Here is a 14,996-nt window from a genome sequence, read left to right on the forward strand (position 1 = left end):
GGGTCGCGCCCCGTGCGGGCGCGTGGGTTGAAACACGGACGCCAGCGAGGCGATGCGGACAAAGCAGCGTCGCGCCCCGTGCGGGCGCGTGGATTGAAACAACTCAGTCATGGAGCACGCACCTCGCTCGCGGTAAAGCCCAGCGGTGGTGGAAACCACATCTGCGACAGCGCAATACCTAGATGCGCCATCACGCCTCCCATACTCGCGAAGAGATCTCGCTCAAGCCGCGAACCACCAGAGGCGGAGATGCGTAACTTACAGCCGCTACCATCGCGGATTCCCGGGGCGCGCCAGAGCGCCCCACCGAACCGAACGTTTTCGCCACCCACCCACCCGCATGCCCGCCTTTTCCTTCGAAGCGATCGACTCCCAGGGCCAGTCCCGCAAGGGCACCATCGAGGCCGATTCGCCCAAGGCGGCGCGCAGCCTGCTGCGGGCGCAGTCGCTGGTGCCGCTGGCGGTGGAGCCGCTGGCTTCGGGGCAGTCGCAAGGCGGCGCGGCGCCGGGTCTGGGGGAGCGGTTGATGACGCGGCCGGTGTTCAATTCGGCCGGCCTGGCGATCTGGACGCGGCAGCTGGCGGGCCTGGTGGCCTCGGGGCTGCCGCTGGAGCGGGCGCTGACGGCGCTGGCCGACGAGGCCGAAGGGGACCGCCAGCGCCATCTGGTGGCGGCGCTGCGGGCCGAGGTGAATGCCGGCTCCACCTTCGCGCGGGCGCTGACGGGCCATCCGCGCGAGTTCTCCGACATCTACTGCGCCGTGGTGGGCGCGGGCGAATCCAGCGGCAGCCTGGGGCTGGTGCTGGAACGGCTGGCCGACGACCTGGAAGAGCGCCAGACGCTGCGCGGCAAGCTGATCGGCGCGGCGCTCTACCCGGCCATCGTGACACTGGTGGCCATCGTCATCGTGCTGTTCCTGGTGGGCTACGTGGTGCCGCAGGTGGCCAGCGTGTTCGCGGGCACCAAGCGCGCCCTGCCCTTTCTGACGGTGGCCATGCTGGCCATCAGCGATGCAGTGCGCAGCTACGGCTGGGCGATGCTGCTTGCTCTGGTTTTGATAGCTATAGGCGGGCGCTATGCCTTGGCCCGGCCGCTTTTTCGGCAGAAGTTCGACGGCTGGTGGCTGACGCTTCCGGTGGTGGGCCGGCTGGCGCGGGGCTACAACGCGGCGCGCTTCGCCGGCACGCTGGCCATGCTGGCGGGCGCGGGCGTGCCCATTCTCAAGGCGCTGCAGGCGGCGGCCGAGACGCTGAACAACCGCGCGATGCGGGCCGACGCCATGGAGGCGCTGGTGCTGGTGCGCGAGGGCGCGCCGCTGGCTTCGGCGCTGGCGCAGAAGAAGCGCTTTCCCGGCCTGGTGTCGATGTTCGCGCGGCTGGGCGAACAGACGGGCCAGCTGCCGGTGATGCTGCAGCGCGCCGCCATCCAGCTGTCGGCCGAGGTGCAGCGCCGCTCCATGCAGCTGGCGACCATCCTGGAGCCGCTGCTGATCGTGGTGATGGGGCTGGTGGTGATGCTGATCGTGCTGGCCGTGCTGATGCCCATCATCCAGCTCAACCAGTTCGTGAAGTAAACGCCTTTCAAACCCTCAACCCTGCAGCTGCAGCACACCCCCATGGCCCTCACCCTGGACGACAAGCTCGTCGTCGCCATCTCGTCCCGCGCGCTGTTCGACTTCGAGGAAGAGAACCACATCTTCGACGCGAAGAACCCGCTGCCCTACATGAAGCTGCAGCAGGAACGCCTGCACGTGCCGGCCAAGCCGGGCGTGGCCTTCGCGCTGGTGCGCAAGCTGCTGGCCTTCAACACGCCGCAGGCGCGGCGGGTGGAGGTGGTGATCCTCTCGCGCAACGACCCGGTCAGCGCGCTGCGCATCTTCCATTCGGCGCAAAAGGCCGGCCTGCCGCTGGAGCGCGGCGTGTTCACCCAGGGGCGCGACCCGTTCAAGTACCTGCGGCCGCTGGGCGCGCACCTGTTCCTGTCGGCCAACGAGCATGACGTGAGCGAGGCGCTGGCGCTGGGCTTTCCGGCCGCGCGGGTGCTCACGCACTCGGCGGCGGCGGGCGACAACTACCCGGGCGAGCTGCGCATCGCCTTCGACGGCGACGCCGTGCTGTTCTCCGACGAGGCCGAGCGCGTCTATCAGGCCGGGGGCCTGGCCGCGTTCCAGTCGCACGAGACGAGCAAGGCCGCGCTGCCACTCTCGGGCGGCCCCTTCAAGCCGCTGCTGGCCGCGCTGCACCAGCTGCAGCAGCAGGCCGATGTCTCGGGCATGCGGCTGCGCACGGCGCTGGTCACGGCGCGCAGCGCGCCGGCGCACGAACGCGCCATCAACACGCTGATGGAGTGGAACCTGGCGGTGGACGAGGCGATGTTCCTCGGCGGGCTGGAAAAAGGGCCCTTCCTGCGCGAGTTCGAGCCCGACTTCTTCTTCGACGACCAGACCGGCCATGTGGACTCGGCCGCCCGCCATGTGCCGGCAGGCCATGTGCGTTCGGGCATCTCCAACGAGGCCGCGGCGCAGGCCGGGGCGGAACCCCTGGCGCCCGAAGCGATCCCACGCTGATGCGTATTGACTCCTACCTGCAGAACCTGCCGCTTGCAGCGGCCCGCGCCGCCCAGGCCCTGACGATGTGCCTCGCCCTGCCCGCAGCCTCGGCCATGGCCGCGGACGACGCCGCACAGCCCGCCGCGCCCGCCGCCAGCGCCCCCATGAGCAAGGGCGAGCTCAAGGCGATCCGCGAATTCAACATGCTGGACTTCAACGGCGACGGCAAGCTCAGCCGCAACGAGGTGGCGATCGTGCCGCGCCTGGCCGCCGCCTTCGACGAGGCCGACACCAACCACGATGGCTTCGTGACGCTGGACGAGGTGCGCGCCTTCACCATCAAGTACCGCGCCGAGCGCGATCGCGCCAAGGCGGCTGCGGCAGCTGCTGCTGCAGCCGCGGCGGGCGGGCCGCCACCACAGGACCAGGCACAGCCGCAAACACCGGCCCAGCCATCACCGGCAGAGGCGGCCGGCACGCCGAAGGAAAAAGAGTGAAATCAGGCGCCAGCGCTTGCGGAGCGTGCGCTTATAGCTACTAAAAATATAGCAATACCTTCCGGTGGCAGCGGGCCGGAAGCTGCGTGCCAGCTCAGGGCAGCGTGCTGGGGGTGCGCTTGACCTTGAGCTCGGAATAGGTGAGCCGCTGCAGCTGCTCCGGGTCCTGCAGTTGCTGCCCCTGCGACAGCCGGTCCTTCATCGCCGCCTCGTTCACCTGCTGCGCCATCTCCACGGCGCTGCCGCTCGCCCGCCACATCGACTGGATGAATTCCAGCAGCATCTTGTAGATGGGTTCCTTGGGCGGCTCCTCGGCTTCCTTGGCGGCTTCCTGCTTCTTGCGCTCTGTCCAGTCCTTGTTGACGGTGTCGGCCGGCGACGAGGGCTTGTCGGGCTGGCCCAGCTTCGCCCCCTCTCCCAGCCGATCCATGGATTCGACGGGCGCAGGCGCGCCACCGCCCCCCGCGCGCGTCGCCGGAATGGCAGGAGCGGCGCCCGTGGGATACAGCTCGGCGCCCTGGGGGCGCCAACTCGGCGAACGGTCGATAGAAGGGATGGACATGGCGGGTTCCTCGCAAGAGCAGCTTCGACAAGGCGGAACGACCCCCTTGTCGTACTCTATAACGACAAAAAGAAAGGCAAATTGAGGCCTTTTTCGGCTTTATCTCCAAAAATACGGGTTTCTACTTACCCACCACCCGTATCCAGGAGCCCGCCGAGCCCCACAGGCCGCACCGGGCCTGGGGTTGCTGCTACAAAAATCTTTCGAGCAACTTCCGCGAATGTCGGTCGAGCACCCCCACGTCGGGCACGCGGAACTGCATGCCGTCGCCCGCCGCGATCAGCAGCGAGGTGCGCGAGCCCAGCCGGCGGATGTCTTCCTCGCCCTTCAAGACCAGCTGGGCCGGCCCCCGGTCGGTCTGGACCGACCAGGTGCTGGGGGTGGAAAAGCTGGAGACGGTGGTGATCCGCTCGATCACCGGGACGAACTCGCGCGCGGCCAGTTCTTCGTCGATCAGGTGGCGCTGCTCGGCCGGCAACGCGCTCAGGCGCTCGATCCAGACGCGCTCGTGCCCGTCCTGGCCGACCAGGGAGACGCCCTCGTCGGGCGCGCCGATCGGAAAGGCGCGCACGGGAACGATGCCGACGTGTTCCGCGCCGTCCGGCAGGCGCAGCACCAGCCGGCCGTGGGCGTTGCGCTGCAGCGTGAAGGACGACGCAGCCAGGGTGAAGTTCGGGGGGGTCGTCATATCGGGAGGTTCCTCGGGCCGGTGCTCCGGGCTTGCATCAGGACTGCCCCGCCGGGTGGGCGGAGTGCAGAAGCCCGCTTTCCACGATGACCACGCCGGCGGCCTGCGCGTCTTCTTCGGCGCGGCGCGCCTGGGCTTCGTAGAGGCGCCAGTAGGCGCCCTGCTGGGCCATCAGCTCGTCGTGCGGGCCGACTTCCACCACCTCGCCCCGGTCCATCACCACGAGGCGGTCGGCCTTGCGCAATGTGGAAAGCCGGTGGGCGATGGCGATGGTGGTGCGGCCCTGCACCAGGTTGTCCAGCGCTTTCTGGATCTCCTTTTCGGTCTCGGTATCCACGGCCGAGGTGGCTTCGTCGAGGATCAGGATGCGCGGGTCGATCAGCAGCGCCCGGGCGATGCTGATGCGCTGGCGCTCCCCGCCCGAGAGGCCCTGGCCGCGCTCGCCCACCAGGGAGTCGTAGCCGTGCGGCAGGCGCAGGATGAATTCGTGCGCGTGGGCAGCCCGGGCGGCGGCGACGATGTCGGCCCGCGAGGCGTTGGGCTTGCCGTAGGCGATGTTCTCGGCGATGGTGCCGAAGAAGAGGAAGGGTTCCTGCAGCACCAGGCCGATGTGGCTCCGGTAGTCGGCCACCCGCAGGCGGCGCACGTCCACGCCATCGACCTGGATGGAGCCCTCGCTCACGTCGTAGAAGCGGCTGATGAGGTTGACCAGCGTGCTCTTGCCCGAGCCGCTGTGGCCCACCAGTCCGATCATCTCGCCGGGGCGGATGTCCAGGTTCAGCCCCTTGATGACGGCCCGGCTGCCGTAGCGGAAGCCCACGTTGCGCAAGGTGAGCGCGCCCTCCACGCGGTCGAGCTGCGCGGGCTGCACCGGGTCGGGCACGTTGCTCACGTGGTCGAGGATGTCGAAGATGCGCTTGGCGCCCGCCGCCGCCTTCTGCGTGACGGACACGATGCGGCTCATGGAGTCGAGCCGGGTGTAGAAGCGCCCGATGTAGGCGATGAAGGCGGTCAGCACACCCACGGTGATCTGGTTGTGCGCCACCAGCCAGATGCCGAAGCCCCAGACCACCAGCAGGCCGATCTCGGTCATCAGCGACACGGTGGGGGTGAAGAGCGACCAGGTGCGGTTCAGGCGGTCGTTCACTTCCAGGTTGTGCTGGTTGGCGTCGCGGAAGCGCTGGGCCTCGCGCTTTTCCTGGGCGAAGGCCTTGACCACGCGGATGCCGGGAATGGTGTCGGCCAGCACATTCGTCACCTCGGACCAGACGCGGTCGATCTTCTCGAAGCCGGTGCGCAGCCGGTCGCGCACATTGTGGATCAGCCAGGCGATGAAGGGCAGCGGCACCAGCGTGACCAGGGCCAGCCAGGGGTTGATGGAGAACAGGATGCCCGCCGTCATCAGGATCATCAGCACGTCGTTGATGAAATCGAGTGCATGTAGCGACAGAAAGACGTTGATGCGGTCCGTTTCGGAGCCGATGCGCGCCATCAGGTCGCCCGTGCGCTTGCCCCCGAAGTAGTCGAGCGACAGCTTGAGCAGATGCTCGTAGGTGGAGGTGCGCAGGTCGGCGCCGATGCGCTCGGACACCAGCGCCAGCGTGTAGGTGCGCGCCCAGCCCAGCCCCCAGGCCAGCAGCGCTGCCAGCAGCAGCCCGCCCAGGTACATGGCCACCAGCGTCACCGGAATGGCCTGCCCGTTCTGGTAGGGGATCAGGATGTCGTCCATCAGCGGGATGGTCATGTAGGGCGGCACCAGCGTGGCCGCCGTGGAGGCCACGGTCAGCGCGAAGCCCGCCGCCAGCTGCTTGCGGTAGGGCCGCGCGAAGCGCCAGAGGCGCAGCAGCACCCAGGTGGAGGTCTGCGGGGCCTGCACGCGGGCGCAGGCGGGGCATTCCTCCGTATCGGGCGGCAGGGGGGTGCCGCAGTCCTGGCACAGCGTCTCTTCGACGGCTTCGGCCGCCACGGTGGCGTGGGCGGGAATGTCCAGGCGGGCGAGCTGGCGATCGAAGCGCTGCACGAAGCGCAGCGCTTCGTTGTGCGCGCCCAGGGTGAAGCGCCAGAGCGCCAGGCGGCCGGCGGCGGTGTGCAGTTCGAGCGTGCCGACGCCGGCATGGTCGATCAGGCGCAGGGACATGCCGGGCACGAGCGACCAGGCCTGGAAGCTGCCCTCCGCGCCTTCGGCGTCGAGGGACAGCAGGCGGGAGTCGGTCAGCATCAGCAGGCCCGGCACGAAGCGCAAGGCGGGGCTCAGGTCAACCTCCAGCGTCGCCAGCACGTTTTCTGCAGGTGCGAGCCTGGCTCGCAGTTCGGCCCCCAGAGGGCCCGTCAAGACACCCGAGGCGTCCACAGAATGATGAGTTTGCTGCATTGTGTTTGGTTCTTGCGCCCTGCGGGGCGCGGCGGGACGAACGCCCCGGCGAAGCCGCATTGTCTCCGACACCCTCTCCGCGGCAACGGCATGGTGGAATAACGCCTTCGCCCTACCCCAGGCTGACAGTGGGCAACAGCCCTCCGAAGTCGGCGCACAATTCGCACATCCGGCGGCACGTCCCGCCGCCCGCCCTGCCGCAGGGCTCCCTGCATTCCTACCCGCTGCATCCCATGGCGACCTTCAACGACATCCAACTGCTGCGCATCAATTACCTGCGTGGCCCCAATATCTGGACCTACCGCCCCGTGCTGGAGGTCTGGCTGGACCTGGGAGAGCTGGAAGACCACCCCTCCAACGTCCTGCCCGGCTTCAACCAGCGCCTGACGGCCTGGCTGCCCGCGCTGATCGAGCACCACTGCGGCGTGGGCGAGCGCGGCGGCTTCCTGGAGCGGCTGGAGAACGGCACCTGGTGCGGCCACGTGCTGGAGCACATCGTGATCGAGCTGCTGAACCTCTCGGGCATGCCCACGGGCTTCGGCCAGACGCGCTCGACCAGCCAGCGCGGCGTCTATCGCATGGTGTTCCGGGCGCGCGACGAACGCGTGGCGCGCGTGGCGCTGGAGCAGGGCCACGCCCTGATCATGGCCGCCATCAACGACCAGCCCTTCGACGTGCCGGCCGCCGTGTCGCGCGTGCGCACCGAGGTGGATGACCAGTACCTCGGCCCCAGCACCGCCTGCATCGTGGCCGCGGCCACCGACCGCGGCATCCCGCACATCCGCCTGAACGACGGCAACCTGGTGCAGCTGGGCTACGGCGCCTCGCAGCGCCGCATCTGGACGGCCGAGAGCGAGCTGACCGGCGCCATCGCCGAAGGCATCGCCAGCGACAAGGACCTGACCAAGAGCCTGCTCAAGTCCTGCGGCGTGCCGGTGCCCGAAGGCCAGGTCGTCAACAGCCCCGCAGAAGCCTGGGAGGCCGCGCAGGACATCGGCCTGCCGGTGGTGGTCAAGCCCTCCGACGGCAACCACGGCCGGGGCGTGACGCTGGACCTGCGCCGCCAGGAAGACATCGAAGGCGCCTACCACGTGGCCTACCCCGAGGGCAGCGACGTGATGGTCGAGCGCTTCATCCCCGGCAACGAGCACCGCGTGCTGGTGGTGGGCGGCAAGGTCGTGGCGGCTGCGCGCGGCGAGGTGGTGAGCATCACCGGCAACGGCCGCTCGACCGTGCGCGAACTGATCGACAGCCAGCTCAACTCCGACCCGCGCCGCGGCTACGAGGAAGAGTACCCGCTGGAGATCATCAACGTGGCGACCGACGCCAAGGTGCAGCTCGAACTCAAGCGCCAGGATCTCGCCGCCGACTCCGTGCCCGCCGCCGGCCGCCAGATCGTGGTGCAGCGCAACGGCAACGTGGCCGTGGACTGCACGGACGACGTCCACCCCGAAGTCGCCTACATCGCCCAGCTCGCCGCCCGCGTGGTGGGCCTGGACATCGCCGGCATCGACCTGGTCGCGCAGGACATCTCCCGCCCGCTGCAGGAGCAAGGCGGCGCCATCGTCGAGGTGAACGCCGGCCCCGGCCTGCTGATGCACCTGAAGCCCGCCGTGGGCGCGCCGCGCCCGGTGGGCCAGGCCATCGCCGACCACCTCTTCCCCTCCGACGAGGGCGGCGCGGGCCGCATCCCCCTGGTGGGCGTGGCCGGCACGCGCGGCACCAGCACCATCGCCCGCGTGGTGGGCTGGCTCATGCACCTGGGCGGCCACCACACCGGCCTGGCCTGCCGCGAAGGCCTCTACCTCGACCGCCGCTGCGTGGACACCACCGACAGCGCCCACTGGGAAGCCGCCCACCGCCTGCTGATGAACCGCATGGTGCAGGCCGCCGTGATCGAGAACGACGCGCGCACCATCCTGCGCGACGGCCTGGCCTACGACCGCTGCCAGGTGGGCGTGGTCACCGACATGGACGGCCTCGCCTCGCTGGCCGAGTTCGACGTGCTGGAGCAGGACCAGATGTACAAGGTCATGCGCACCCAGGTGGACGTGGTGCTGCCCGAAGGCGCCGCCGTGCTGAACGCGGCCGAGCCGCAGGTGCTGGAACTGGCGCCGCTGTGCGACGGCAGCGTGGTGCTCTATGCGCAGGACGGCAGCCTGCCGGCCATCGCCGAGCACCGCGCCCAGGACAACGGCCGCGCCGTGCTGGTCAAGAACGGCCGCGTGGTGCTGGCCACCGGCTCGGCCGAACATGTGCTGGGCCCGGTCTCCGAGCTGACCTTCGGCCGCAACGCCGTGCCCATCGACACCGACACCCTGCTGGCCATCGTCGCCACCGCCTGGGCGCTGGACATCGCGCCCGACCTGATCGGCGCCGGCATCAAGACCTTCGAGCCCGAAGCGCTGCCGGTCACGCCCCCCGCAGCCCCCGCCACGGGCCTGGCCGCCAACGCCGGCGGCGTGCGCTGACCCCCGCAGCGCCCGGCCCGCACCCATCGCCCCCCGACCGCACGATCACGACAAGAAAGAACGATTCGTCATGGACGTATCCCGCACCCGGGCCCTGCGCGGCCCCAATCTCTGGAGCCGGCACACCGCCATCGAGGCCATCGTCAAATGCGCCGAACATGAACGTGCCATGCACCAGATCGCCGGCTTCGAGAGCCGCCTGCGCGCGCTGTTCCCCGCCATCGGCGTGCTGCATGCCGAGAACACCGACACCGACATCTCCCTGGCCCACGTGCTGCAGGCCGCAGCGCTGGCGCTGCAGGCCCAGGCCGGCTGCCCGGTGAGCTTCAGCCGCACCGCGGCCACGCCGGACGCGGGCATCTACCAGGTGATCGTGGAATACAGCGAAGAGGCCGTGGGCCGCCAGGCCTTCGAAGACGCCCAGGCGCTGGTCAAGGCAGCGTTCGAGGGCAGCCACTTCGACGCCGACGCCTCCATCGCCCGCCTGCGCGAGCTGGACGAAGACGAGCGCCTGGGCCCGAGCACCGGCTCCATCGTCGATGCGGCCGTGGCGCGCGGCATTGCGTACCGCCGCCTCACGCGCGGCAGCCTGGTGCAGCTGGGCTGGGGCTCCAAGCAGCGCCGCATCCAGGCGGCCGAGCTCGACTCCACCAGCGCCGTGGCCGAATCCATCGCGCAGGACAAGGACCTGACCAAGCGCCTGCTGCACGCCGCCGGCGTGCCCGTGCCGCTGGGCGCACCCGTCGCCACCGTGGACGAAGCCTGGGCCGTGGCCCAGAAGGTGGGCCTGCCGGTGGTGGTCAAGCCGCAGGACGGCAACCAGGGCAAGGGCGTGACGGTGAACATCACCGACCGCGCGCAGTTGGACGAGGCCTTCCGCACCGCCGCCGAATACGGCACGGTGATGGTCGAGCGCTTCCTGCCCGGCCACGACTTCCGCCTGCTGGTGGTGGGCGACCAGCTGGTCGCCGCCGCCCGGCGCGACCCGCCCCAGGTGCTGGGCGATGGCGAGCGCACGGTGCGCGACCTGGTGCATCTGGTCAACCTCGACCCGCGCCGGGGCGAAGGCCATGCCACCTCGCTCACCAAGATCCGGCTGGACGACATCGCCGTCGCCCGCCTGGCGCTGCAGGGCCTCACGCCCGACTCCGTGCCCGCCAAGGGCCAGCGCGTCATCCTGCGCAACAACGCCAACCTCTCGACCGGCGGCACCGCCACCGACGTGACCGACGACGTCCACCCCGACGTGGCCGCACGCGCCGTGGCCGCCGCGCAGATGGTGGGCCTGCACATCTGCGGCGTGGACATGGTGGCCGAAACCGTGCTGCGCCCGCTCGAAGAGCAAGGCGGCGGCTTCGTCGAAGTCAACGCCGCCCCCGGCCTGCGCATGCACCTCACGCCCAGCTACGGCAAGCCGCGCAACGTCGGCCAGGCCATGGTGGACAAGCTCTTCGCCCACGGCCAGGACGGGCGCATCCCCACCGTGGCCGTCACCGGCACCAACGGCAAGACCACCACGGCACGCCTGATCGCCCACCTGTTCTCGGCCCAGGGGCTGCGCGTGGGCATGACCAACACCGACGGCGTCTACGTGAACGGCCACCAGATCGACAGCGGCGACTGCTCCGGCCCCAAGAGCGCCCGCAACGTGCTGCTGCACCCCGAGGTGGACGCGGCCGTGTTCGAGACGGCGCGCGGCGGCATCCTGCGCGAAGGCCTGGGCTTCGACCGCTGCTCGGTCGCCGTGGTGACCAACATCGGCGCGGGCGACCATCTGGGCATGAACTACATCAACACGGTCGAAGACCTGGCCGTGCTCAAGCGCGTGATCGTGCAGAACGTCTCGCCCGACGGCTATGCGGTGCTCAACGCCGCCGACCCCATCGTCGCGGCCATGGCCTCGGCCACCACCGCCAAGGTGATCTACTTCGCCAGCGACCGGCACCACCCGGTCATGGCCACGCACCGCGCCCAGGGCCACCGCTCGGTCTATATCGATGGCGACGGCGAATCCATCGTCGCGGCCGAAGGCTCCTGGCGCGAGACCATCCACCTGCGCGACGTGCCGATCACCCAGGGCGGCAAGATCGGCTTTCAGGTCGAGAACGTGATGGCCGCCGTGGCCGCCGCCTGGGGCGTGGGCCTGCCGTGGCAGACCATCCGCCGGGGCCTGTCGGGCTTCGTGAACGACAGCGACAACGCGCCCGGCCGCTTCAACGTGATGGACTTCGGCGGCGCCACCGTGATCGCCGACTACGGCCACAACCCCGACGCCATGCGCGCCCTGGTGCAGGCCGTGGACGCCATGCCCGCCAAGCGCCGCAGCGTGGTCATCAGCGGCGCGGGCGACCGGCGCGACGAAGACATCCGCGAGCAGACCGCCATCCTGGGCGCCGCGTTCGACGACGTGATCCTCTACCAGGACGCGGCCCAGCGCGGCCGTGCCGACGGCGAAGTGATGGCGCTGCTGCGCGAAGGCCTGGGCGAAGCGGCACGCACCCAGCATGTGGAAGAGATCCGCGGCGAATTCATCGCCATCGACACCGCGCTGGACCGCCTGCAGCCGGGCGATCTGTGCCTGGTGCTGGTGGACCAGGTGGAAGAAGCCCTGGCCCATCTGGCGCGCCGCTGCGCCGAAGCGCCCCCCGCCGCCTGACGAGGAGATCGAGAACATGCCCCGCACCACCACCACCCCGCGCGCCGTCGCCCTGGCACTGGCCCTGGCCGGTGCCGCCCTCTCGGCCCAGGCCGGCGCGGACACCATCGGCACCGTGGACACGGCCTTCAAGCTGCTGGGCCGCGACCACGACATCATCGTGGAGGCCTACGACGATCCGGCCGTGCAGGGCGTGACCTGCTACGTCTCGCGCGCCCGCACCGGCGGCATCAAGGGCTCGCTGGGCCTGGCGGAGGACAAGTCCGAAGCCTCCATCGCCTGCCGCCAGACCGGGCCGCTGAGCTTCGCCAAGGCGCCGCTCAAGAAGCAGGAAGAGGTGTTCAGCGAACGCACCTCCATCCTGTTCAAGCGGCTGCGCGTGGTGCGCATGGTCGATCCCAAGCGCAACACGCTGGTCTATCTGAGCTATTCCGACCGGTTGATCGACGGCTCGCCGCAAAACAGCGTCACCGCCGTGCCGGTGGACCGGAGCACGCCCATCCCCCTCAAGGACTGACGGCAGCGGGGCTTCAAGCCCCAGGCGCCCGCAGCGCGCATCCAGCAAACGCCCACCGCTATTTTTTCGATAGCGGTGGGCGTTGTGCCTTGGGCGGCGCTCAGCCCCCCGCGGCGATCTGGCGCAGCGCCTGCTCGAACACTTCCACCGGCTGGCCGCCCTGGATGAGGTGGCGCTGGTTCACGATGACGGCCGGCACCGAATGGATGCCGTGCTGCTGGAAGAACGCCTCGCGCTCGCGCACCGCTTCGGCGAATTCGTCCGAAGCCAGCACCGCCCGGGCGCGCTCCACGTCCAGGCCCACTTCGCCGGCCAGGCGCAGCAGCACGGCGTGGTCGCCGGGGTTCAGGCCTTCGGTGAAATAGGTGCGAAAGAGCGCGTGCTTGAGCGCCGCCTGGCTGCCGGGCGCGCCCTCTTCCTCGGCCCAGTGCAGCAGCCGGTGCGCGTCGAAGGTGTTGTAGATGCGGCTGCGCTGGCCCATGTTGAAGGTGAAGCCCAGCTCCGCGCCGCGCTGGGTGATGGCGGCACGGGTCTGCTGCGACTGCTCGGGCGTGGCGCCGTACTTCTCCATCAGGTGCTCGCCGATGTCCTGGCCTTCGGGGCCCATCTGCGGATTGAGCTCGAAGGGCTGGAAACGCAGGTCCAGCGCGACCTCGCCCTGCAGCCGCCCGGCGGCCTGCTCCAGCGCATTCAGGCCGATGGCGCACCAGGGGCAGGAGACGTCGGAGACGAAGTCGATCTGCAGGCGGACGGGGGAGGACGAGGAAGCGGTGGCGGAGGTGGTCATGCGATGGATTCCCCGGCGGCGGGGTGGTTGAAAGCCAAAGCCCCGATGCTAGGCCCAAGCCGGCCGCCCTGCAGGCGCGGGGCTGATGAGGCCGGATGGCGCGCGGGATGCCAGCACCCCATCGCTACGCTTTCAATAGCAATAACCCAAGGCGGAACGAGGGCTGCAGGCCCCATCCACCCAGTTTTTCAGCGGGCCAGCAGCTGCCCGCGCTCGGGCGCGGGACCGTCGGTGGACAGGGCCAGCGACGAGTGGTGCGGCAGCTCGAAGCCGCGCGACGGGTCCTGCACGGCCCAGGCGAGGATCTTGGGCGCCTCGGTGGCGACGGTGCCGAAGATGGTGGCGAAGGCCACGTCGGCGGCGTCGCGGCCGGTCGCCAGGCGGATCATGCCCATGGGGATGGCCGTGCCCGAGGGGTCGAACAGGTACCAGCGGCCGCCCAGGTAGGCTTCGACGTAGGCATGGAAGTCCGGCGGACCCAGCGCCGGGTCGGCGCCGTAGTCGGTGCCGGTGACGAAGCGCGCCGGAATGCTCAGGGCCCGGCAGATGGCGATCATCAGGTGGGCGAAGTCGCGGCACACGCCCATGCGCTGCACGAAGGTGTCCAGCGCCGAGGTGGCCGAGGTCGAGGTGTTGGAGCGGAACTCCACATGCCCGTGGACCCAGTCGCGGATGGCCTGCACGCGGCTGTAGCCCTGCCAGAGGTGGCCGAACTCGCGGAAGGCCAGCGTGGTCAGCTGGTCGGACTGGCAGTAGCGGCTGGGATAGATGTACTGCAGCACGTCGTCGGGCAGCTCGCGCACCGGCACCTCGGGGATGCGGGCCGGGTCGGCCACATCGTGGCGCATGTCCACCGTGGCGGCATAGGCCAGCTGCAGCGGCCCGGGGCCCACATGCAGGCGCAGGCAGCGCGTGCCGGTGACCGGGTCGGTCGAGAGCCGGCCGGGCACGGGAACGCTCGCGGAGCCCTGCTGCTGGGTGATGACCAGGGTCTCGTCCTGCACCGTCTGGTGGCGGGTATGCGCCGCGTGGATGTTGAAAAGGAAATCGCCGCCCGGACCGTTCACGGTGTAGGCCAAGTCCACTTGGAGTTTGATTCGGATCATAGGAGGGGCGTCGCAGTCTCTGTCGATGCCAGGCCATGCAAGACGCACGCCATCGAGGCAGAAGCACAGTATGTGCCCTGCCGCGGCGCGGGCCTGTCGGCAGATGCCGCCAGGCCGCGCAGGACCGCCTTTTCTCCGAGGGTGCGGGCTTTTGTCCTACAAGGCCGCCGGACGAAGCCGCAGAAGATCGACCGATGGCCCCGCACGATGCCGGGCTCGAGCGTTCCCCGGTCCCCGAGCCCACCGCTCTATGCGGCCTCCGCGGCGTTCACCCTGCCTTCCCACAATCCATTACCAGCGCCCTGCCGCTGCCTGCATGACCCCCCTGCGCCTCCTGTACGTCGAAGATAACTGCGAACTGCGAACTGCGGGATGCCATGAGCCTGCTGCTGGAAAGCGATGGCCGCCAGGTCATCACCTGCGCCACGGCCGAGGAGGCGCTGAAGCTCGATGGCCTGGCGCCTTTCGATCTGGTCATCTCCGACGTGAGCCTGCCCGGCATGTCGGGTGCGGAGCTGGCGCGCAAGCTGCTGGCCAAGGACGGACGGCGCTGGCTGGTGCTGTGCTCGGGCTACCACCTGGGCGACGACCTGCAGGTCCTGGGCCCCAACGTGCGCGCCCTGGCCAAGCCCTTCGAGATGGACGCCCTCGACCGTCTGCTGGAAGAGGTGCAGGCCGCCCACCAGGCGCCGGAAGCGGCCTGAGAACGTGTTTACGATCTCCCAGGGGTCGCGCAGCTACGTCGGCGGGATGGGATGCAAGGCGCGGTGCGCAGTGGATAGCACGGCTATCC

The 14,996-nt window shown here is 69.7% G+C and carries 12 protein-coding genes; 7 read left to right on the forward strand and 5 right to left on the reverse strand.

What is annotated here, in order from left to right:
- The first annotated feature begins 340 nt into the window (after positions 1-340).
- The 3 genes from gspF to BM070_RS06230 are packed head-to-tail and all read left to right on the forward strand — an operon-like array spanning position 341 to position 3,045.
- Positions 341-1,573: a type II secretion system inner membrane protein GspF gene (gene gspF, locus BM070_RS06220; protein WP_092938616.1), complete on the forward strand. Its 1,233-nt coding sequence runs from the start codon at positions 341-343 to the stop codon at positions 1,571-1,573.
- Positions 1,574-1,615: 42 nt separating this feature from the next.
- Positions 1,616-2,566, forward strand: coding sequence for a 5'-nucleotidase (locus tag BM070_RS06225; protein ID WP_092938618.1), 951 nt, complete (start codon positions 1,616-1,618; stop codon positions 2,564-2,566).
- Positions 2,566-3,045 carry an EF-hand domain-containing protein gene (locus BM070_RS06230; protein WP_092938620.1) on the forward strand — a complete coding sequence of 160 codons (480 nt, stop codon included), beginning with the start codon at positions 2,566-2,568 and terminating at the stop codon, positions 3,043-3,045. Before BM070_RS06225 ends, BM070_RS06230 begins: the two co-directional genes overlap by 1 nt.
- Before the next feature lie 94 nt (positions 3,046-3,139).
- Here the strand turns inward: BM070_RS06230 and BM070_RS06235 are convergent, their stop codons facing one another.
- The 3 genes from BM070_RS06235 to BM070_RS06245 form a co-directional block, all read right to left on the reverse strand.
- Positions 3,140-3,607, reverse strand: coding sequence for a hypothetical protein (locus BM070_RS06235; protein ID WP_092938622.1), 468 nt, complete (start codon positions 3,605-3,607; stop codon positions 3,140-3,142).
- 190 nt (positions 3,608-3,797) lie between these two features.
- Positions 3,798-4,295, reverse strand: a complete 498-nt coding sequence (locus BM070_RS06240) for a cyanophycin metabolism-associated DUF1854 family protein (protein ID WP_092938624.1) — start codon at positions 4,293-4,295, stop codon at positions 3,798-3,800.
- A gap of 37 nt (positions 4,296-4,332) precedes the next feature.
- Positions 4,333-6,666, reverse strand: a complete 2,334-nt coding sequence (locus tag BM070_RS06245) for a cyanophycin metabolism-associated ABC transporter (protein ID WP_092938626.1) — start codon at positions 6,664-6,666, stop codon at positions 4,333-4,335.
- A gap of 233 nt (positions 6,667-6,899) precedes the next feature.
- Between BM070_RS06245 and BM070_RS06250 the strand changes: the two genes are divergently transcribed.
- The 3 genes from BM070_RS06250 to BM070_RS06260 all read left to right on the forward strand — a co-directional run bounded on the left by BM070_RS06250 (position 6,900) and on the right by BM070_RS06260 (position 12,310).
- Positions 6,900-9,137: a cyanophycin synthetase gene (locus BM070_RS06250; RefSeq protein WP_092938929.1), complete on the forward strand. Its 2,238-nt coding sequence runs from the start codon at positions 6,900-6,902 to the stop codon at positions 9,135-9,137.
- 70 nt (positions 9,138-9,207) lie between these two features.
- The gene (gene cphA, locus BM070_RS06255) at positions 9,208-11,793 is read left to right on the forward strand and encodes a cyanophycin synthetase (RefSeq protein WP_092938628.1); all 2,586 of its coding nucleotides are present in this window, start codon (positions 9,208-9,210) and stop codon (positions 11,791-11,793) included.
- 16 nt (positions 11,794-11,809) lie between these two features.
- Positions 11,810-12,310: a CreA family protein gene (locus BM070_RS06260; RefSeq protein ID WP_092938630.1), complete on the forward strand. Its 501-nt coding sequence runs from the start codon at positions 11,810-11,812 to the stop codon at positions 12,308-12,310.
- 100 nt (positions 12,311-12,410) lie between these two features.
- Here the strand turns inward: BM070_RS06260 and BM070_RS06265 are convergent, their stop codons facing one another.
- Together BM070_RS06265 and BM070_RS06270 are read right to left on the reverse strand one after the other, a co-directional pair.
- A complete protein-coding gene (locus BM070_RS06265; RefSeq protein ID WP_092938632.1) occupies positions 12,411-13,097 on the reverse strand; it encodes a DsbA family oxidoreductase in 687 nt (228 codons plus the stop codon).
- Positions 13,098-13,285: 188 nt separating this feature from the next.
- Complete coding sequence (locus tag BM070_RS06270) at positions 13,286-14,203, reverse strand: transglutaminase-like domain-containing protein (RefSeq protein WP_092938634.1); 918 nt, start codon at positions 14,201-14,203, stop codon at positions 13,286-13,288.
- A 377-nt stretch (positions 14,204-14,580) separates the two neighbouring features.
- Here BM070_RS06270 and BM070_RS06275 point away from each other — a divergent pair, with 377 nt between their 5' ends.
- Positions 14,581-14,907 carry a response regulator gene (locus tag BM070_RS06275; protein WP_353615603.1) on the forward strand — a complete coding sequence of 109 codons (327 nt, stop codon included), beginning with the start codon at positions 14,581-14,583 and terminating at the stop codon, positions 14,905-14,907.
- Positions 14,908-14,996: the final 89 nt, after the last annotated feature.

This window comes from Paracidovorax wautersii (genome assembly GCF_900113035.1).
Taxonomy (GTDB): Bacteria; Pseudomonadota; Gammaproteobacteria; order Burkholderiales; family Burkholderiaceae_C; genus Paracidovorax; species Paracidovorax wautersii.